Raw genomic sequence first — 19566 nt, forward strand, 5'->3', positions numbered from 1 at the left:
TCTCACCTCGGGCGAAAGCCGCGGCGAACCTTCCGCTGGAAACCCTCCATGTACAAATAAAAGACGGGCGTGACGAAGAGCGTCAGGAACTGCGAGAAGAGAAGCCCTCCCACGACCGCGAGGCCGAGGGGCTGTCTCGACTCCGCTCCCGCTCCGTATCCGACGGCGATCGGCAGAGTGCCCATCAGCGCGGACATGGTGGTCATCATGATCGGACGAAAACGGATGAGACACGCCTGGAAGATCGCTTCCTCGGGGTTCTTCCCTTCCGTTCGCTCCGCCTCCAGCGCGAAGTCGATCATCATGATTCCGTTCTTCTTCACGAGGCCCACGAGCATGATGACGCCCACGAACGCATAGATGCTGAGCTCCACACGGAAAGCAAGGAGCGTGAGAAGGGCGCCGAAGCCCGCGAACGGGAGAGCCGAGAGGATCGTGATCGGATGGATGAAGCTTTCGTAGAGGATTCCGAGCACGAGGTAGATGACAAGAACTGCGACGAGAAGGAGAATCCCGAGGCCTCGCACGGAGGATTGAAAGGCCTGGGCGGTCCCCTGAAAGCTCGTCACGATCGTCGGCGGAAGGACGTCGCGCGCAAGCTCCTGCACGCGCCCCACCGCCTCTCCGAGGGCGACGCCCGGTTCGAGATTGAACGAGATCGTCACGGCGGGGAGCTGGCCGAGATGGTTCACCGATGAAGGTCCGACCGACTCGGTGATGTCCGCCAGCGCGCCGAGCGGGACCAGACGCCCTTTCGAGGAACGAACGTACAGCGTCGAGAAGGTCGCCGGATCCAGGCGATATTCGGGAAGCAGCTCGAGAATCACCGCATATTGGTTGTTCGGCGCGTAGATCGTCGAGATCTGGCCCGAAGCGAAAGCATTCCGGAGCGTCTCCTCCACCTGGCGGGCCGAAACCCCGAGGGCCGAGGCTCGATCTCGATCGATATCGATGTTCACCTGCGGGTTCCGGATTCTGAGATCGCTCGTGACGTCCGTGAGGCCCGGCAGATCGCGCATGCGCCTCTCGAGATCGCCGGCGCTCGCGTACAACTCGTCGGTATCCGCCCCTTGAAGTGTGAATTGATATTGGCTCTTCGTGAGCTGTCCACCGATCCGAAGCGGCGGCGGATTCTGAAGGAACACTCGGATTCCCGGAATTCGGCCGAGCTTCGGCCGGAGCTTCTCGATGATCTCTTCCGGCGAAAGCGATCTCTCCGCGCGCGGCTTCAGGCGAACGAAGAAAACTCCCTGCGTGCTCGATCCGGTCGCTCTCCCTCCTCCCCCGACGTTCGACATGAACGCCTCGACGTTCGGGTCTTCGGCGAGGATGGCCGCCGCCGTCTTCTGGTACCGCACCATCGTCTCGAACGAGGTTCCTTCCTGAGATTCCGTAGCGCCGAAGAGCTGACCCGTATCCGCGTTCGGCATGAAGCCCTTCGGGATCGCCTGGAAGAGGAAGATGCTGAGAACGAGAACGAGCGCGGAGTAGGCGAGCGTGATCCGGCGATGACGAAGAGACCAGGCAAGTCCCCTTTCGTAGACGGCGAGCATCGCTTGGAAGGCGCGCTCGGAGGCGGCATAGAGCCGTCCGTGTCGGCTCTCTCCGGACGCCTTCAAGAAGCGGCTCGCCATCATCGGCGTCAGCGTGAGCGACACGAAGCCGGAGATCAGGATCGCGACCGCGATCGTCACGGAGAACTCCTGGAACAGACGCCCGAGGATGCCGCCCATGAAGAGGACCGGGATGAAGACGGCGACGAGGGAGAAGGTCATCGAGAGAATCGTGAACCCGACCTCGCGGGAACCGTTTCGAGCGGCCTCGAAAGGGGTTTCGCCCTTCTCCATGTGACGCACGATGTTTTCGAGCATGACGATCGCGTCGTCCACGACGAAACCGAGCGAAAGAGTGAGCGCCATCAGCGAGAGGTTGTCCAAACTGAAACCGAGCAGCCGCATCGCCGCGAAGGAACCGGCGATCGAGAGCGGAAGAGCCAGAGATGGGATGAGGGTGGCAGAAAGATTCCGAAGAAAGAGGAAGATCACGACGACGACGAGCACGAGCGTGAGGAGCAGTGTGAACTTCACGTCCCGCACCGATTCCTGGATCGACTCGGACCGGTCGAAGAGCACGTGCATCGAAACTGCGCCGGGGAGCTTCTCGCGGAAGCTCGGAAGGAGATCGCGCACGGCCCTCGTCACCTGCATGGTGTTCGTTCCCGGCTGGCGCTGCACGGCGAGAACGATCGCGCGCTGATCGACATACCACGCGGCGATCTTGTCGTTCTGCACTCCGTCCAAGACGCGCCCGACATCCTCGAGGCGCACCGGACTGCCGTTCCGATAAGCCACGATGACCGGCCGGTAGGCTTCCGCTTCCATCAGGCGCCCGCTCGACTGGATCGTAAAGGCGGTCGCCCGCCCGTCGAGAAAGCCGGTGGGGAGGTTCACGTTTGCGGCGCGGATCGCGTTTTCCACCTCGTCGATTCCGATCCCCCGGCTCGCTAGCGCCGCCGGATCGAGCTGCACACGAACCGCGTATTTCTGCGATCCGAAGACGAGAACTTGCGCCACCCCGTTCACCATCGAGATCCGCTCGGCGAGCATCGTCTCTCCGAACTCGTTGAGGGCGTAGAGCGGAAGGGTCGCGGACGTGAGCGAGATGTAAAGGATCGGTTGATCCGCCGGGTTCACCTTGCGGTACGACGGCGGTGCGGGCATGTCGGGCGGGAGTTGGCGCAGCGCGGCGGCGATCGCGGCCTGCACGTCCTGCGCCGCCGCGTCGAGATCTCGCCCAAGATCGAACTGGAGCGTGATCTGCGAGACGCCGAGCGAGTTGGTCGAGTTCATCGACTCGAGGCCGGCGATCGTGGAGAACTGCCGCTCGAGCGGGGTGGCGACCGAGGAGGCCATCGTCTCGGGGGAAGCGCCCGGAAGGGACGCTGAAACTTGAAGCGTTGGGAAATCGACGTTGGGAAGATCGCTCACCGGAAGCGATCGATATCCGACCGCGCCGAAGGCGAGGATGCCGAGCATGACGAGAGTCGTCATCACCGGCCTTCGGATGAAGAGCTCGGAGAAGTTCATCGAACCGCCGCTCCGGCCGGTTCCGCTTCGGACTTCACGGCGACCTTCGCTCCGGGAAAGAGCCGGATCTGGCCTTCGGTGACGACCTTTTCGCCCGCGCGCACGCCCTCCTCGATGACGACTCCTCCGTTCCAGCGCGCCCCCGTCCGGACCGGGCGAAGCTCGGCCGTGTCGCCCGGCCCGACGATGAACACATAGCTCCCCTGTTGACCGGTCTGGATCGCTTCCTCGGGAAGGAGGACCGCGCCCTTCTCCGTCGCGAGCGTGAGCTTCACGTCGACGAACTGCCCCGGCCAGAGAGTGCGCTTCTCGTTCGGAAACGTCGCCTTGAGAAGGATCGTGCCGGTCGCCTCATCGGCGGCGTTGTCGAGAAACGTCAGCTCCCCCTCGCCCGCGGACGCAGTCTCGCCGGGGAGCGAAGCCTCCACGCGCAGCGTTCCCTCGTCCGCGTGCCGGCGGATCGCGGAGAGCCTTCGCTCGGGAACGGAGAAGCCCACGTAAACGGGCGTGATCTGATGGATCACGACGAGAGGGCTCTCGTCGTTCGCTCGGACCAAGTTGCCCGGGTGAACGAGGATGTCCCCCGCGCGGCCTCCGATCGGCGCGCGAATCGAGCAGAAGTCCAGATTGAGGCGCGCGGTTTCGAGGGCCGCCTCGTCCGCGCGCACGGCCGCCCTCCACGCTTCGGCGTCGGCGAGAGCCTCGTCGTATTGCTTCCTCGTGACGTAGCCTTTCTCGACGAGGTCCGCATAGCGCTGAGCGGTCGCCTCCGCGCTCGCCGCGCGCGCCGCGTCTCTCGCGGAATCGGCCTCCGCCTGCCGAAGCGCCGCCTCGAAAGGACGCCGATCGACTACGAAGAGAAGATCTCCGCGCCGCACTTCCGCGCCCGGTTCGAAGACCGCGCGCTCGATCTCTCCCGCGATCCGCGGGCGAACCGAGACCGCGCGGTACGCCTCCACAGTCCCGATCGTTTTCACTTCAAGGGGAACGTCCGCACGCACCGCCTCGCGGACGACGACCGGAGCCGCCGGGCGCTCGTGCGGCGTCCCGGCTTCCCGGCCTTCTCCGCCTCCACACCCTTGAAACACGAATGAACAGACGATGAGCAACGGAAACAGCGCGTCGCCGCCGTGCCCGCGTTCGGATCGACGACCGCGGTTTTGCAGATCTTGCGGACGCGCGAATGGGAATCGACTCATTTCTATTCGTCCTTCCCGGCGCCGGTTTCCTTCTCCATCCGCGCTCCCGCGGACGAGGAGATCGGCTCGCCGACGGCGCGTGTGAGCCGCGCGAGCGAGAGGAACCAGTCCGACCGCGCGCGGACACGCTCCGCGCGGGCGTTCTCGAGCGCGCTCTGGGCGGCCATAAGATCGAGCACGCTCCCCACTCCGGATCGATAGCGACCGAGAGCGACGTCGTGCGACTCCGAGGCGCTCTTCACGAGATCCTCGCTCGCCCGTACCCGCGTTCCGGCGGTCCTAAAGTCGTAGTAGCTCGTCCACACATCGAGAACGACGGCTTGCTCCGCCTCGCGGAGCCGCGCCTCCGCGGCCGCCGCGTCCGCCTCCGCCTCGAAGCGGGCGTACCGGTGCGAGAAGCCCGTGAAAAGCGGGAAACGAACCGAGAGAAGACCGCGGTAGATGTCGTCGTATTCGTCCGGATCTCCCGCGTAGCTTCGTTCCGCGCCGGCGGAGAGAGTCAATCTCGGGAGACCATCGGCTCGGACTTTGCGCGAATGAGCGCGCGCTTGGAGCGCACGGGCGCGCGCCGCCGCAAGGTCCGGCCGCGCGGCGAGCGCCTTCTCCAAGTAGCGATCGATCCCCTCGAGCACAGGATCGGACGGAAGCTCCTCGGGCGGGAGAGCGGCATCGAAATCGGTGTTCGCGGAGAGGCCCATCGCCGTCGCGAGCACGCCGCGCGTCGTCAAGGTTTCTCCCCGAAGCTCCTCGACGGCGAGCGCCGCCTGCGAGAGAGCGGTTCGCGCCTGGAGAACGTCGGCGATCGTCGCGAGTCCCGAGCGATGGCGCTCCTCAGCGGCCTCGAAGCCGACGCGCGCCTCCTCGAGCGTGGAGAGCTTCGCTTCGAGCAGCGCCTTCGCGGCCACGTAGCCGTAGTACGCTTGCTGCACGCGAAGCGCCGCGTCCTGAATCGCCGCGTTGTGCATCCACCCCGCCGCCAAGAGCGCCTGCCGCGATTCGTCGATCGATGCCCCTCGCCCGCCGAAATCGTAAAGGAGATACGCGAGATCAGCCGATGCGCCGTACGTCTCTCGATCGTTCTCGGATCCGTCCGAGGAGAAGGTTCTCGCGCGGGCGGCCTCCGCTCCAAGATGAACCGAAGGGTATCGATCGGCGAGCGAGCCGCCGTACGCCGCCGCCGCCGAGCGCGCGTCTTCCCACGCCTCGCGCGTTTCGGCGCTGTTTCGAAGGGCGATGTCGACGATGTCGGCGAGCGTCCACTCCCGCGCGAGAGAGAGAAGCTCGGGCGGGATCTCCGGCGCTCGGGCGGCGAGGGAAGGCGCGGAAGCGCGCGGGGGCGTCCACGGAATCTGAGGAGCGGGGGACGCGCCCGGAACCCCGCGAACCGACGGGGGGTGATGCGCGCACCCGAGAACGAAGGCGAAGAAGAGAAGAAGAGAAACGGCGAGAGCCGTTCGGTTCTCTCTTCCCCTCGCGTCGCTCGTCGTCTTTCTCATGATTCCCCGGGCCGCGCCGATCTTCGCGACGTTCCCCGGCTTCCGCCCGCTCCTTGCGGACAATGGCATCATGCTATGCCTCGACGGCGAGTCGCGCAACCGGGCTCGCACGTCCCGCGGCCGGCCGCGGCTACACCGCGCTTCGCAACGCGAGCTCCCGGGGATAAGGCGCGAGATACGCCTGCGCTTCCACCCATGCGTGCCCGAGCCGCCGGAGATGATGATTGAGCAGCGTGAGAGCCGTGATGAGGGGAACGTGTCCCGCCCGATACTCCCCGATGATATCGTGAAGCTCCGCCTTGTCCGCCGCGTCGAGCTCATCCTTGAGAAAGCCGGCCAGATGTTGAAGAACGTTCGTGTGGCGCCCGGGAGAGGCAACCCGTTTGAGTCCGGCCATGAGGTCCGTTTCGTAGCGCGCGAGAAGCTCGTCGATCGGGAGGAGACCTGCCTCCGCGACAAGCTTCCCGAGGACACGGTAGTGCTCCGGACTATGCGCGAGAAGAAGGAGCTTGTGCGCGGTGTGAAACGCGATCACGTCGCGCGCCTTCGGCCCAGATGCTTTAAGATTCAACCAGCGATCGTAGGCGTAGATTCGCGCGATGAAGTTCTCGCGGAGTCTTGGATCGCGAAGGCGTCCCTCCTCCTCGACCGGGAGAAGCGGATTCCGCTCGAGCAGCGCTTCGGCGAACATCCCGACGCCGTCCTTCGACGGCACGTTGTTTGCGTCGTAGATCCGCACGCGCTCCATTCCGCACGACGGCGAGTCCTTCTTGAGCACGTACCCGCGAAGGTCCCAGCCGGTGATTTCAGCCGACTTGTCTCGCGCGTACTCTCTCATCTTTTCCGTATGGTCGGCTCCGGAGCGCACCCCCACGAGACGGATCTCGCCGGCTCGTCTCTCCAATTGAATCGATTCCCTCGGCGTGCCGAGCCCGATGTCGACTTCCGGGCAGACCCGGATCCACTCGACGTAATCCCCGAGGACGCGGACGAGAAAGTCGTCCTTCTTGTGTCCGCCGTCGAAGCGAACGAGGTCTCCGAGAAGACAGGAGCTGATTCCGAGACGGAGCTTCTGTTTCAACGGCGCGGCGTCGGAGCCGTCGGCGGCGGTTCGGTTCGCTGGTTGCGGCATCGTTTTCCCCCGAGGATTTCGGAAGGAGCGTTCTCGGCTTCAGCGCTTCTTCGCGCTCGATTTCTTGATCGACCCGTACGCGGCGAGCGTTCGCTCCCGCGCCTCGCGGTGGTCCACGATCGGGCGCGGGTACGTCTTCCCGAGCCGCACGCCGGCCGCGCGAAGGACCTCCTCAGGCGCCTTCCAAGGTTCATGGATGAAGCGATAGGGAAGCGCCGAGATTTCCCGAACCCAGCGCCGGACGTACGCGCCCTCGGGATCGTAGCGGGCGCCCTGCGCGCTCGGATGAAAGACGCGGAAGTAGGGCGCCGCGTCGGCGCCGCAGCCCGCGGTCCACTGCCAGCCGAGCGTGTTGTTTGCGAGATCGGCGTCGACGAGCGTGTCCCAGAACCAGCGCGCCCCCTCTTGCCACGGGAGGAGCAGATCCTTCGTCAAGAAGGACGCGGCCACCATGCGGACCCGGTTGTGCATCCACCCGGTCGTCCAAAGCTCGCGCATGCCGGCATCCACGAATGGATAGCCGGTGAGGCCGCGCTGCCAAGCGACGAGCTCCTTGCGGCTCCGCCTCCACGGGAAACGGGCGAAGAGGTTCCGAAGCGGCTCCTCCGGCGTGCGCGGAAAGTGATGGAGAAGATGATAAGCGAACTCGCGCCAAGCAAGCTGGCGGAGAAAAGGGAGCGCGGCTCCGCTTTCACGCGTTCCCCTCTCCGCCGCCTCCTGCTTCCTCGCCTCGATCCAGATCCGCTTTGGCCCGATCTCCCCGAAGTGGAGGTGGGGGGAAAGGCGCGACGTACCGATCCGATCGGGACGGTCGCGGTCTTCTTCATACTCGCTGAACGCGTTTCGCAAGAAGCGCTCGAGCGCGCGGCGCGCTCCCTCCTCCCCCGGCGTCCACGCGTCGCGAAGCCCGTCCGCCCAATCGACGGAGGGTAGAAGACCGAGATCGGCCACGCGCTTGGATCTCGGTCGGCGCGAAGGAGCGGCGAGCCGCTTCGGCGCCGGATCGGAGAAGTCCGGTTCCCGCGAGGCGAGGATCTTCCTCCAATAGGGAGTGAAGACTTGATACGGCTTTCCCTCCCCCGTCGCGATCTCCCAAGGCTCGAAGAGAAGAGAAGCGGCGAACGTCTCGACGAGAAGACCTTCGCGGCGGAGCGCCTGCTCGACCGCGAGGTCCCTTTCGCGCGAAGCCGGTTCGTACGCGCGGTTCCAGACCACCGATCGCGCGCCGGTCTCCTTCACTAGCACCTTCAGGACGGCGAGCGAACCGCCTTTCCGAACGACGAGCGGCGACCCGAGCCGCGCAAGCGCGCCTTCGAGCGAGAGGAGAGAGAAATGAAGCCACCAGCGCGCCGCCGCTCCCGGCGCCCACTTCCCTTCTTCCTCCGGAGCCCATACGAAGAGCGGAACAACCTCGCCGCGCGAGGCTCCCGCCCGAATCGCCGGGTTCTCCGCGATCCGCAAATCCCGCCGAAACCAAACGATCGTGGTGGAACTCACCTTGGGCGACGCCTCCTTCGAAGCAGTACCAAACGCCGTATGTTCATGATAACGTATCTTGGGCATTGTGAAACCCGGGACTGCGAAGAAGCTTCCCGGACTCTGGAATGGAGGCCATCGATGCGCATGGTTCTCGTTGTCGCGCTTCTCATCCTCGCGGCAGTTCTTCTCATTCAAAACACGGGGATCGCCACGATCCATCTCCTCTTCTGGAAGCTCTCGATGTCGCAAGCCGTTCTCGCCTTGATCCTCCTTCTCATCGGGTTTCTTGCCGGGCTTCTCGCGTCGAAGCTTCGGGGAAGATTGTTCTGATGTTGGTGCGCGGGCCATCTACAAGACGACGAAAGGAAGCGGGCCTCCCGCCGGGAACCGTCGAGTTCGCCGGGGAGAGGAGAGCGGAAAAGGTCCGCGTCTCGGTTCTCTCCTACGACGCGGAAGGGATCGAGGAGAAGGACCTCGAAGCCGCGACTGACTCATATCCCTATTTCGACTCCGGCCGCACGGTTTGGGTCAACGTCTCCGGTCTTCACGAACCGTCGGTTCTTCGAGCCTTCGGCGATAAGCCGGGTCTTCATCCTCTCGTGCTCGAGGATATCCTTCACACCCGGCAGAGGCCGAAGCTCGAGCACTACCCCGACCACCTGTTCATCGTACTTCGCATGATCGGCTACGACGAGGAGAACAGGCGGGTCTCAAACGAGCAGGTCAGCCTGGTCCTCGGAGCGAACTACGTTCTCTCGTTTCAGGAAATGGAGGGGGACGTGTTCGACCGGATCCGCGAGAGGATTCGGCAGGGCAGCGGCCGCATTCGGAAGGCGGGGGCCGACTACCTCGCCTACGCCCTGCTCGACGCGGTCGTGGACCATTACTTCGTCGCGCTCGAAAAGCTCGGGGACGACATCGAAGAGCTGGAAGATGAGCTGACCGAACACCCCACGCCGAACACTCTGACCGTGATCCACACGCTGAAGCGGGAAATGATCGACGTTCGGAAGTCGGTCTTTCCGGTCCGCGAGGTCGTCGCGGGCCTCATGCGGGCCGAATCAACTCTCGTTCGCAAGGGGACGGAGATCTTTCTCCGCGATGTCTACGACCATACGATCCAGGTGATCGATTCCCTGGAGTCCTATCGGGACATCCTGTCCGGGCTTCAAGATCTTTATCTTTCGAGTATCGGCAACAAGATGAACGAGGTGATGAAGGTCCTCACGATCGCCGCCACGATCTTCGTTCCGCTCACCTTTCTCGCGGGGGTCTACGGCATGAACTTCGAGCACATGCCGGAGCTCTCCTGGAAGTGGTCCTACCCGCTCTTCTGGACGGCGGCGGTCCTTCTCGCGCTCGGGATGCTCTTCTTCTTTCGAAGAAAGAAGTGGCTCTGATTAGCTTTGGAAGGCACCCCGGCTCATTATTCGCTCGCCCCCGAGCCGCCTCCGGCCCAGTGAAAAGACACGTTGACCGGCCGGCCGCCTCCCGCTAGAGTAGTATTACGGGTTGCAGATTCGTAATAACAGGAGGCGCCCGATGGTTGTTGTCGCGGTTTTCTCTGCCTGCCTGGTCTTCCTCCTAGGTGCCCCCGCTCCCGCCGAGGGACATCTCCTCTGGCTGCAGATGGAGGGATCGGGACTGACGATCTATCACGGCCATCCCCCGGGCCTCGGCCTCGACTCTTCCTCGCCCAAGGAAGTCCCGATCGAGAACGTTCTCCGCGCGTCCTGCTTCGAGGAGAGCGGGAACGGCGCCGCACTTGATTCGGTGGGCGCCTACCCGATCGATTTCGGCGGCCCTTGCGCCGCAGCCTCGGCGCTCGTCTCCTCCGGCTACTGGACGAAGACGCCCTACGGAACGAAGAACGTTCCGAAGAACGAGGCGGAGAGCCCGATCTCGAGCTGGCTCTCCTACGAGAGCGTGAAGCATCTCGCGACATGGAGCGATGCGTTCGCCGCGCCGCTCACCGGAGATCTCGAGATCGTTCCACTTCACGATCCCTTTTCGCTCGACGAGGGGGACAAGCTCCGTCTTCTCGTCACGATCGAGGGGAAGCCGGCGGCGGGAGCCATCGTCGTGTACGACGGGAAACCCCGAGGGGAGACCGACTCCGAGGGGCATGTGAACGTGAAGATCCGCCGGTCGGGACTCCAGATGATCCTCGCGAGCCATCGGACGCCGCTTCAATCGGAGAAGGCGGACGAGATCGTGCGCACGGCGGTTCTCTCCTTCGCGCTCGAGGAGAAGCCGTGACCCGCGCCCTCTACTCACTCGTGCTGATCGCGCTAGTCTTCTCCGGCGCGGCGGCGCACGATCTCGACCATACGCTCGGACACGGGGAAGCCGTTGTCGTCCGCTTCCACTACGCGGACGGCCCGGTCTTCTCGTACGAAACTTACGAGGTCTACCGCCCCGGCGAGACGACGCCGTTCCAGGTCGGGCGCACCGACGCGCTTGGAAGGGTCGCGTTCGTTCCGGACGCCGGAGGCGAATGGAGGGTGCGCGCGTTTTCCGAGGACGGACACGGCGCCGACATTCGCGTCGACGCAGAGGCTTCCCTCGCCTCGGCCGCCGTCCCGCGCGCGGCATCGGAGCGCGGCGTCCGCGTCCTTCTCGGGATCGCGATCATTCTCGGAATCTTCGGCGCATGGAGTCTCCATCGATCCAGGAGGAAAGGATGATTCGAAAGGCTCTCTCGGCGATCGTTCTTCTCGCGCTTCCTTTCACCGCCGCCGCCCATCACGGCGTCGCCTCGCTCGGCGTCGCGGGTCTCGAAGGCCCGGGGGCTCCGATCGAGACGTCGAGCTCCGCCACGTTGCCGCAAGGGAAGTTCCTCGGCTACATGAAGCTGGATTACCCTCGATTCGAGAAGTACACCGAGGAGAGGGACGATGAGGGGGACTTCAACGCCTTCTGGATGTACGGACTCGGCTACGGGGTCACGCCTTCGCTTTCGCTCTATCTCTTCGCGCCGTTCTACACGAAAAAGACCGAGGACAACTCGTTCAACACGTCCGGATTCGCCGATCTCTCCGCGATGGGTGTTTTCGGTTTCAAGTACGACGGCGGTCTTCGCCTCATCCCGCCGAAGGAGAGCCTCGACGACATGGAGGACTGGCATTTCACGCTCTACGGCGGGCTCACGCTCCCGACCGGCGACGCGAACATCCGGAACCAGGACGGCGCGATCGATCCCGGCATGTCGCTCGGCTTCGGGAAGCCTTCCTACTCGGGCGGCTTCACCGCGACCAATCAGTTCCTGAGCCGATGGACTTGGGTCTTCGACGCCTCCTTCATCCGATTTTCCGAGTACAAGTACGACGACGGCCAGCGAGTGCGTTTCGGCGACGAGGCGCGCGCGAACACCGCGCTCGCGGTGCGCCTTCTCACCGCGGAGAAGAGCGAGCTCCGCATTGACGCGAACCTCGAGGCGAACTACCTCAAGCTCGGCCGCGACGAGGCGGAAGGCGTCGGGGAAGAGGCGACCGGCGGCTCGATGCTCCATGCCGTCCCCGGATTTCGTTTGTACATGAAGAACACGAGCGTCGGTCTCGGCGTGAAGCTCCCCGCTTGGACCGACCTCAACGAAGAAGACGACCAACAGGGCGCGGAAGGGAAAGAGAGTGTCCGCGCCCTCTTCACGTTCTCCGTTCTTCTGTAGGAGACGCCGTGCACATACCGGACGGCTTCATCAGCCCGAAGGCTTACGTGCCCGCCTACGTCGCCGCGGCGGGTCTCTGGTCGTACGCCCTCGGCCGCGTTCGGAGGAATCTCGACGACGAGGCGATTCCGCGCGTCGCGGTCCTCACCGCGTTCAGCTTCGTCCTCATGATGATCCTCCTCCCGCTCCCCGGGGGGACGTCCGTTCACGCGGCGGGCATCGGCGTCCTCGCCGTCCTCTTCGGCGTCTGGACCGCCTTTCTTTGCGTCTCCCTCGTTCTTCTCCTTCAGGCTCTTCTCTTCGGGAGCGGCGGCATCACGTCGCTCCCGGTGAACGCCCTCGCGATGGGCCTCATCGGGGGGACTGCGGCGGCCGCCTCGTACCGACTCCTTCGCCCGCTGCACGAGCGGGCCGCGCTCTTCGCCGCCGGATGGCTCTCGATCAACTTCGCCGCCCTCGTTCTCGCGATCGCGCTCGGCGTGCAACCTTCCCTCGCGCGCTCCCCCGATGGAACGCCTCTCTTCTTCCCCTTCGGGCTCTCTGTTACGATTCCCGCCGTGATGATTCCCCACGCGGTCATCGGCGTGGGCGAGGGGGCGCTTACCGTGATCGTGTGCGGGCTCTTCGCGAAGCTCGCGAAAGAACGTGGCTCATGAGGGACAAGGCGGCGCTCTTTCTCTATGCCGCCACGGTGTTGTGCGTCACGCTCGTGCACGACATCCGTCTTCTCGCGGCGACGCTAGCGGTCGTTCTTCTCTTCTCGGGGAGGTCCGCCCCACGCCTCGCCGCGCGGGCGGGACGAGCGATTCTCGTCTTCAACGCGGCCGTTTCCGTCTCCTACGCCGCGCTCGCGCTTCTGCGCGGGACATTCCAGCCGGAGTTTCTTCTTCGCATGAACCTTCGCGTCTTCCTTCTCACCTATCTCGCGTTCCTCCTCGTCTCCCGGATCAACCCGTTTCGCGCGCTCTCTTTCTCGCCGGCCCTCCTCCATCTCTTCACGCTGGCCTACGGGCAGATCATCGTCTTTCGAAGACTCTTCGACGACTTCCGGCTCGCCCTCAAGAGCCGCTCCCCCGCGAGGATCGGAACACGCGATCTCTACCGCAACGCCGGAGCCGCCGGGTCGTTTTTTCTTGAGAAAGCACTTCACAGCTCAACCGAAATCACCGAGGCGATGCGTTCCCGGGGGTTCTTCCGTGATCCGCGTTGAGGGGGTCGCCCACGCGTACCGCGCCGACCGTCCTGTTCTCGAGGGCGTGACGTTCAAGATCTCGGGCGGCGAGAAGGTCGTCCTCCTCGGGTGCAACGGAAGCGGAAAGACGACGCTTCTCAGGATCCTCAACGGGCTCCTCTTCCCGGATGCCGGACACTACTTCTTCCGAGGGAAGAAGGTCGATCGGCGGACTCTGGCCGACGCGGAGTTTCATCGCGATTTCCGGCGGCGCGTCGCGTTTCTCTTCCAGAATCCGGACGCGATGATCTTCAACCCGACCGTGCGCGACGAGATCGCGTTCGGGCCGAGGCGGCTCGGGCTGGGCGGCGCGGACGATCGCGCCGAAACCTGGGCAAGGAATCTCGGGATCGCGCCTCTTCTCGACCGGCCGCCCTTTCAGCTCTCGACCGGCGAGAAACAGAAGGTTTGCCTCGCCGCGCTCCTCGCGCTCGAGCCGGAAGTCCTTCTTCTCGACGAGCCGACGGGGAGCCTCGACCCGCGAACGACCGGATGGCTCGTCGACTTCCTCCAGGATCTCTCGGTGACCACGGTGACGACCACGCACAACCTGAGCCTCGGAGCGGAGCTCGGAGAGCGCGCGCTCGTCCTCTCCGAGAAGCACACGCTTCTCTACGACGGACCGATCGAGGGGATTCTCGGGGACGAACGAAAGCTCCTCGAGGCGAACTTGGTCCATATTCATCGGCATCGACACGCCGGCGTGGAGCACAGGCATTTTCACGCGCACGATTGGGAGTGAGAACGATGACGAAGGAGCACGACACCGTCCGCTTCACCGTTTCCCTTCCGGAGGACCTCCTCGCGGAGCTCGACCGGCGCATGGTCGGCCAAGGATACGCGTCCCGGTCCGAGTTCGTCCGCGATCTCATCCGCGAGCGGATGGTGGCGGAGAAATGGGCGGACCGGCGGCGCGAGGTGGTCGGCGTCCTCACGATCGCGTACGATCATCATCAGAGGGATCTTGCGGAGAAGCTCATCGAGATCCAACATCGGAAGTACGTGAACATCCTCTGCGCGACGCACGTCCACCTCGACCACGACAACTGCCTCGAGGTGATCATCATCCGGGGCCGGCCGCCGGAGATCGAGAAGCTGAGCATCGAGATCGGAGGGCTTCGCGGCGTCCGCTTCTCCAAGCTGACGGGCGCGTCCTCCGTCGAGAAATGATCCAGGAGGGACGAATGCGGGAGAGAAGACGAACGGCGAGCGTTCTTGCCCGGTGCACGGCTGCGCTGGCCCTCGCGGCGCTCCTTTCGGGGTGTTCGACTCTCGGGCGCTCGCCGAAGAGCACGTTTCCGATCCGAGACGATGGCGACCTCCACACGCTCGCCTCATGGATGACCGGCTCGTTCGGAAGTGCCGAACAGGCAGCCGGCGATTCATCCTTCTTCGACGTCCGGCTTCGTATGGAGAGGATCTGGCCGGCGCGCGAGGACGGCTTCTGGCTCTACGTGGAGCAAGCGCTCGCCGCTCAGGAACACCGCCCGTATCGGCAACGAGTGTATCGCCTGCATCGGCTTTCCGCCGATACGCTCGCGAGCGAAGTCTACACGCTTCCGAACGAGGAGCGATTCGTCGGCGCGTGGCGCGTTCCGGCCGCCTTCGACGCGCTCGCGCCCGACTCGCTCTCGATCCGCGAGGGGTGCGCGCTCTACCTGAGGCGCGAGGAACCGACGGTCTTTCGCGGGTCGACGCGAGGAACAGGATGCGTGAGCACGCTTCGCGGCGCGGCATACGCGACCTCCGAGGCGACGATCTCACCGGACGGGCTCATCACGTGGGACCGCGGCTTCGATGCGGGCGGCGACCAAGTGTGGGGCTCGACCCGCGGCGGATACGTGTTCAAGCGTCTCTGATCCGGGCCGAATCGCCGGCTTCACTTGTCTCTGCTCCTCGCGGATGGCACCTTGGAGTCGATTTCCTCCTCGGCGCGCAGGCCATCGCGCAGGATCGAGGGCGCTCGGTACGTTGAAACAGGAGGATCCGCCATGAGAAGAATCGTCCTTGCGTGCATCTTCACTCCGATTCTCTTGTCGGTCGCCCAGCAGGCGAGCGCCGCTTCGGGAGGGGCCGCGCTCGGGGCGCATCCTTACGACAGCTACGAGACGCCGGAAGCGTGCGGGAGCTGCCACACCGATTTCTACGAACAGTGGAGGCAGGCGATGATGTCCCAGTGCTACACGCATCACTGGGACGAGATCGAGTACTTCCGTCTCGCCGTGCCGCACGCCGAGAAGGACGAGAAGGTCGCCGAGGTCAAGGCGGGGTGCAACGGCTGCCACGCGCCGCTCTCGTTCGTCGCCGGAGACGTCCCTCCTCCGCGCCCCGAGAGAAACTCGCGCGCCAACGAATCGGTCTCCTGCGATTTCTGCCACACGATTTCGGGATTCGAGGGAGAGATTCCTTACAACTTCAACTGGATCACGAGTCCGGGACCCAAGAAGTTCGGACCGAAGCCGGGCCTCGAATCGCCGTACCACGGAACCGAAGAGAACGCGTTCATGCGCTCGGCGGAGTTCTGCGGAACCTGCCACAACGAGATGAGCCCCTACGGCGCGTGGGTCAAGGCGACCCAGATCGAGTGGAAGGAAGGGCCGTACTCCGAGGAAGGCGTTCTTTGCCGGCACTGCCACATGCCGGCCGCCCGCGGCAAGAGCGCCGTGATGGCCGAGGAGGGGACGGTCGCGCAGCACCTCTTCCACGGGGCGCACGATCCGGGAAAGCTCGCGGGCGCTGTCGAGATCCGGATGCATCCCGAAACGCGCGAGGTCGACGTGCGCGACGCGGTCGTTCTCAAGGTGCAGCTCTTCAACGCGAAGGCCGGGCACAAGATCCCGACCGGATCGGTCGAGGACCGGATCGTTTGGCTCCATGTCGAGGCGATCGATTCGAAGGGCAAGGTCTACCACCTTCCGGTCGATCCGAAGAGCTTCGCCGGAGAGGAGTACACGATCGCTTCGGAGGTTCTCGCCTATCAAGACATGGGGATCGCGCTTGACATCCCGAATTTCAAGGGGGTCCCCCGAGACGGAATCCCCGTGGGCGACCGCATCTTTCGAATGCCGTACTTCGATCCTAAGGGCCGTATGACCATCCAGCAGTGGAACACCAAGTCGTTCGGCGTCGATTATCGGATCGGGCCGCGCGAAACGAAGATCGAAACCTTCACCTGGGAACCGCCCGAAGAGGTCGCGGTCGGTAAGGTGACCTTCCGCGCGGTCCTGAACTACCAGAAGCTCGTCGGGCCGGTCGCCGAGTTCCTCGGCGTTCCGCCCGAAGAGAGCGAGATCGTCCTCATCAACCAAGCGTCGACCTGGGTCGAGCTCTACGACTGACCCGGTCGAAGGGAGATCCTCATGAACACGCCGGCGCGCATCGCGCATATCCCGCTTCTCTTCTTCGCCGCCCTCCTCGTCCTTCCCGATCCCGCCGCGGCGATCCCCGCCTTCGCGCGCCGCTACAAGATCTCGTGCAGCACATGCCACGCGCCGGCCCCGCGGCTTAACGACTACGGCGAGGAGTTCGCCGGAAACGGCTTCGTGATTCCGGAGGAAGAGAAGGCCCGCGACTACGTCTCGGAAGGGGACGAGTTGCTTTGGCTGAACCGCGACTTTCCGCTCGCCGTCCGCTTCGATGCGTACGCGCTCTTCGACGAGGACCAACCGACCGAGAACGACCTCCAGATCCCTTGGGGCCTCAAGCTTCTTTCGGGGGGAGCGCTCTACAAGAACATCGGGTACTACTTCTACTTCTACATGTCGGAGCGAGGAGAGGTGGCCGGCATCGAGGACGCGTACGTCCACTTCAACGACATCGGCGGGAGCGCGCTCGATCTCATGGTCGGCCAGTTCCAAACCTCCGACCCTCTCATGAAGAGGGAGCTTCGGCTCACGTTCGAGGATTACGAGATCTACCGGACGCGGATCGGCTTCTCGCGGATCAACCTTACTTACGACCGCGGGATCCTGGCGACATACGGAATCGAGCGGACCGGAACCGACCTCGCGGCGATGATCGTGAACGGAAACGGCAGAGGCGAAGCGGACGAGAACAGGAAGTTCGATAACGACAAGCACAAGAACTTCGGGTTCCGCGCGCTTCAGAGCATCGGCGACCTCTTTTCGATCGGCCTCTTCGGGTACTACGGCAAGGAGGAGTTCGCCGGCGATCGAACCGAAGGGACGGAATACGACGCGAACGAGGTCACGTACTGGGGACCCGACATCGGCATCGCCGCGGGACCGCTCGCTCTCACCGGCCAATACCTCTTCCGCCGCGACACGAACCCATCGTTCGACGCTGCCTCTCCCGACGCTCTCCGCGATCTCGAGACCGAGGGGATCGTCGCCGAGCTTGTCCTCGCCCCGTTCGGCGAGCGTTCGCGGACGCACTACACGGCGCTCTACAACCGGGTCGCCACCGATTGCTGTCACGGCGACTACGAAACGGTCACCGGCGGCGCGACCTACCTTCTCGCCCGCAACCTCCGGCTCCTCGGCGAGTACGCGTACGATTTCGAGGAGGAGCGAAGCCGCACGGTCGTGGGGATCGTCTCGGCGTTCTGACCCCGGCCAACGGTCCGAGACCGTGCTGTCTGATCGCTTTGAACGTTATAGCCTCGGCTCAGCTCCAGGCCCTGCATCTCGTCAAGCATTGCAACCTATTTAATTCAACCTAGTTACACGCTACGCGCCCCCTGCCGTTTTCCCCTTGCGCGATTCTCCCTTCTTGAGTAGTATGAACGATATGCACGTTAATGCACTGCCCGCTTCGGTAAGAGGATCGAGCTCCCGAGAAGGAACCTCGGGAAGAGGAAAGGAAGGGTGAGATGAGAAATCAGTGGATGGGAAGGATGGCGGTTTTCTTCTTGATGCCGGCAATCGCGCTTTTCGCGGCGGGTTGCGGGGATAACGACGACAACGGGACCGGACATGGGCGAGGGCGCCCTCCTCCGGGTCGTGCACGCCTCGCCCGACGCGCCGGGGGTGGATGTGTACGCCGAGGGGGTGGCGACACCCCTAGTGAGCGGGCTGACGTACGGAGAAGCGAGCACCTATCTCGCGATCGATCCGGGGACCTACAACATTCAGCTTCGGCCGGCCGGCGCGCCGTCCGGTTCGGCCTCCGTGTATCAAACCGGAAACCTGACCCTCTCCGATGGGGACACGATCACGGCGGTCGCCGTCGGGCTTCTCGCCCCCGGAAGCGCCGGCCAGGCGTTCCGCGTTCTCGCTCTCGGCGAGGGGTTCGCGAACCCGGGCTCGGGGAACGCCGCGGTGCGGATCGTCCACGGCTCCCCGGACGCCCCGACGGTCCCGATCGACGTCGGCGCCGACGGCACTCCGGAGATCGCCGCGCTCGATCGGTTCGCCGACACGGGCGCGGCCGGGATCGCTCTTCCCGTCGGCCAGGCGATCCGCATCACCATCTGGGCGGGGAGCCCTCTTGCGCGGGTCACGTCGTTCACGACTCCGGCGCTTCCGGAGGGAGCAGAGCTCTTCGTGATCGCTACCGGTCTCTTGGCCGACCTGCCGCGCGAGGAGAACGCCTTCAGCCTGCTCGCGATCGGGCCGAGCGGCGCCATCGGCTTCATTCCCCAGGACCCGACGGTCTTCGCTTTGCACGCCTCGCCGGACGCGCCGACGGTCGACATCTACGCGGGCGGCGCTCTTCTCATCGACGACCTCTCGTTCGGGGACCTCTCCGGAGCCGTCCAGGTCCCGCCGGGAAGCTACAACCTCGAGTTCCGCGTCGCAACGAGCGGCCAGACGGCCGCCACCCTTTCCACCCCGGCCCTCGAGGCGGGGGAGCGGTATCTCGCGGTCGCGACCGGATTCGCGGGTCAGGGGAGCCTCACGCTTCTTCCGGCGCGGGACGACCTCCTGGAGACCGCTGGGGGAGCCCGCGTGGCCGTCGTTCACGCCTCGCCCGACGCGCCGGCCGTCGATGTCGGTGTCGTTTCCGGGTCGGCGTTCACCCCGATCGCCGACTTCACGGGGCTCGCGTACGGAGATGTTTCGCCGTCCCAGGGGACGTCGGTCCCGGCGGCGTCGCTCACGCTCGGCGTGGCCGCGACCGGTCAGCCCTCTCCGGTCGCTACGTTCGGTGTGACGACCTCCGCCGGCCTTCGGGCGTTTGCGGTCGCGGCCGGATCACTCGCGGGGTCCGGAGAATCCTTCCACCTCGTTCTCGTCGTCGCGAGCGTTTTCCCCTGGACGAGCGCGGAAGTCCTTCCGAACTAAATCTTCATGTGTCTATCAATGAACACGGGCC

Annotated in this window: 18 protein-coding genes; 13 read left to right on the forward strand and 5 right to left on the reverse strand. The window is 64.7% G+C overall.

Annotated features, from left to right (window positions below; translation table 11 throughout):
* Nucleotides 1–2: 2 nt before the first annotated feature.
* The 5 genes from FJY73_02935 to FJY73_02955 all read right to left on the reverse strand — a co-directional run bounded on the left by FJY73_02935 (nt 3) and on the right by FJY73_02955 (nt 8476).
* Nucleotides 3–3086 (reverse strand): efflux RND transporter permease subunit, encoded by a 3084-nt coding sequence (locus FJY73_02935; GenBank protein MBM3319613.1) that lies wholly within the window; start codon nt 3084–3086, stop codon nt 3–5.
* The gene (locus FJY73_02940) at nt 3083–4174 is read right to left on the reverse strand and encodes an efflux RND transporter periplasmic adaptor subunit (protein ID MBM3319614.1); all 1092 of its coding nucleotides are present in this window, start codon (nt 4172–4174) and stop codon (nt 3083–3085) included. Before FJY73_02940 ends, FJY73_02935 begins: the two co-directional genes overlap by 4 nt.
* Before the next feature lie 113 nt (nt 4175–4287).
* The gene (locus FJY73_02945; GenBank protein ID MBM3319615.1) at nt 4288–5781 is read right to left on the reverse strand and encodes a TolC family protein; all 1494 of its coding nucleotides are present in this window, start codon (nt 5779–5781) and stop codon (nt 4288–4290) included.
* Nucleotides 5782–5911: 130 nt separating this feature from the next.
* Nucleotides 5912–6913, reverse strand: a complete 1002-nt coding sequence (locus FJY73_02950) for a DUF1722 domain-containing protein (protein ID MBM3319616.1) — start codon at nt 6911–6913, stop codon at nt 5912–5914.
* Between the two features lie 39 nt (nt 6914–6952).
* On the reverse strand, nt 6953–8476 hold the full coding sequence (locus tag FJY73_02955) for a deoxyribodipyrimidine photo-lyase (protein ID MBM3319617.1): 1524 nt from the start codon (nt 8474–8476) through the stop codon (nt 6953–6955).
* Between the two features lie 54 nt (nt 8477–8530).
* On the opposite strand from FJY73_02955, the gene FJY73_02960 reads away from it, so the two are divergent.
* The 13 genes from FJY73_02960 (at nt 8531) to FJY73_03020 (ending at nt 19535) form a co-directional block, all read left to right on the forward strand.
* Nucleotides 8531–8722 (forward strand): DUF1049 domain-containing protein, encoded by a 192-nt coding sequence (locus tag FJY73_02960; GenBank protein MBM3319618.1) that lies wholly within the window; start codon nt 8531–8533, stop codon nt 8720–8722.
* Entirely contained in the window at nt 8722–9792 is a 1071-nt protein-coding gene (gene corA / locus FJY73_02965; protein ID MBM3319619.1) for a magnesium/cobalt transporter CorA, read from the forward strand. The genes FJY73_02960 and corA overlap by 1 nt, the downstream gene beginning before the upstream one ends.
* A 142-nt stretch (nt 9793–9934) precedes the next feature.
* Nucleotides 9935–10651 (forward strand): DUF4198 domain-containing protein, encoded by a 717-nt coding sequence (locus FJY73_02970; protein ID MBM3319620.1) that lies wholly within the window; start codon nt 9935–9937, stop codon nt 10649–10651.
* Nucleotides 10648–11079, forward strand: coding sequence for an ABC transporter permease (locus tag FJY73_02975; GenBank protein MBM3319621.1), 432 nt, complete (start codon nt 10648–10650; stop codon nt 11077–11079). Before FJY73_02970 ends, FJY73_02975 begins: the two co-directional genes overlap by 4 nt.
* A complete protein-coding gene (locus FJY73_02980; protein MBM3319622.1) occupies nt 11076–12059 on the forward strand; it encodes a transporter in 984 nt (327 codons plus the stop codon). Before FJY73_02975 ends, FJY73_02980 begins: the two co-directional genes overlap by 4 nt.
* An 8-nt stretch (nt 12060–12067) precedes the next feature.
* Nucleotides 12068–12715 (forward strand): energy-coupling factor ABC transporter permease, encoded by a 648-nt coding sequence (locus FJY73_02985; GenBank protein ID MBM3319623.1) that lies wholly within the window; start codon nt 12068–12070, stop codon nt 12713–12715.
* A complete protein-coding gene (locus tag FJY73_02990) occupies nt 12712–13269 on the forward strand; it encodes an ABC transporter permease (protein ID MBM3319624.1) in 558 nt (185 codons plus the stop codon). The genes FJY73_02985 and FJY73_02990 overlap by 4 nt, the downstream gene beginning before the upstream one ends.
* Nucleotides 13256–14032: an ABC transporter ATP-binding protein gene (locus FJY73_02995; GenBank protein MBM3319625.1), complete on the forward strand. Its 777-nt coding sequence runs from the start codon at nt 13256–13258 to the stop codon at nt 14030–14032. Before FJY73_02990 ends, FJY73_02995 begins: the two co-directional genes overlap by 14 nt.
* A gap of 5 nt (nt 14033–14037) precedes the next feature.
* Entirely contained in the window at nt 14038–14460 is a 423-nt protein-coding gene (gene nikR, locus FJY73_03000) for a nickel-responsive transcriptional regulator NikR (protein ID MBM3319626.1), read from the forward strand.
* Between the two features lie 14 nt (nt 14461–14474).
* Nucleotides 14475–15149: a chromophore lyase CpcT/CpeT gene (locus FJY73_03005; protein ID MBM3319627.1), complete on the forward strand. Its 675-nt coding sequence runs from the start codon at nt 14475–14477 to the stop codon at nt 15147–15149.
* 132 nt (nt 15150–15281) lie between these two features.
* The gene (locus tag FJY73_03010; protein ID MBM3319628.1) at nt 15282–16628 is read left to right on the forward strand and encodes a hypothetical protein; all 1347 of its coding nucleotides are present in this window, start codon (nt 15282–15284) and stop codon (nt 16626–16628) included.
* Nucleotides 16629–16649: 21 nt separating this feature from the next.
* A complete protein-coding gene (locus FJY73_03015) occupies nt 16650–17858 on the forward strand; it encodes a hypothetical protein (protein MBM3319629.1) in 1209 nt (402 codons plus the stop codon).
* Between the two features lie 366 nt (nt 17859–18224).
* The gene (locus FJY73_03020; GenBank protein MBM3319630.1) at nt 18225–19535 is read left to right on the forward strand and encodes a DUF4397 domain-containing protein; all 1311 of its coding nucleotides are present in this window, start codon (nt 18225–18227) and stop codon (nt 19533–19535) included.
* Nucleotides 19536–19566: the final 31 nt, after the last annotated feature.

This window comes from Candidatus Eisenbacteria bacterium, from assembly GCA_016867715.1.
GTDB lineage: Bacteria > Orphanbacterota > Orphanbacteria > Orphanbacterales > Orphanbacteraceae > VGIW01.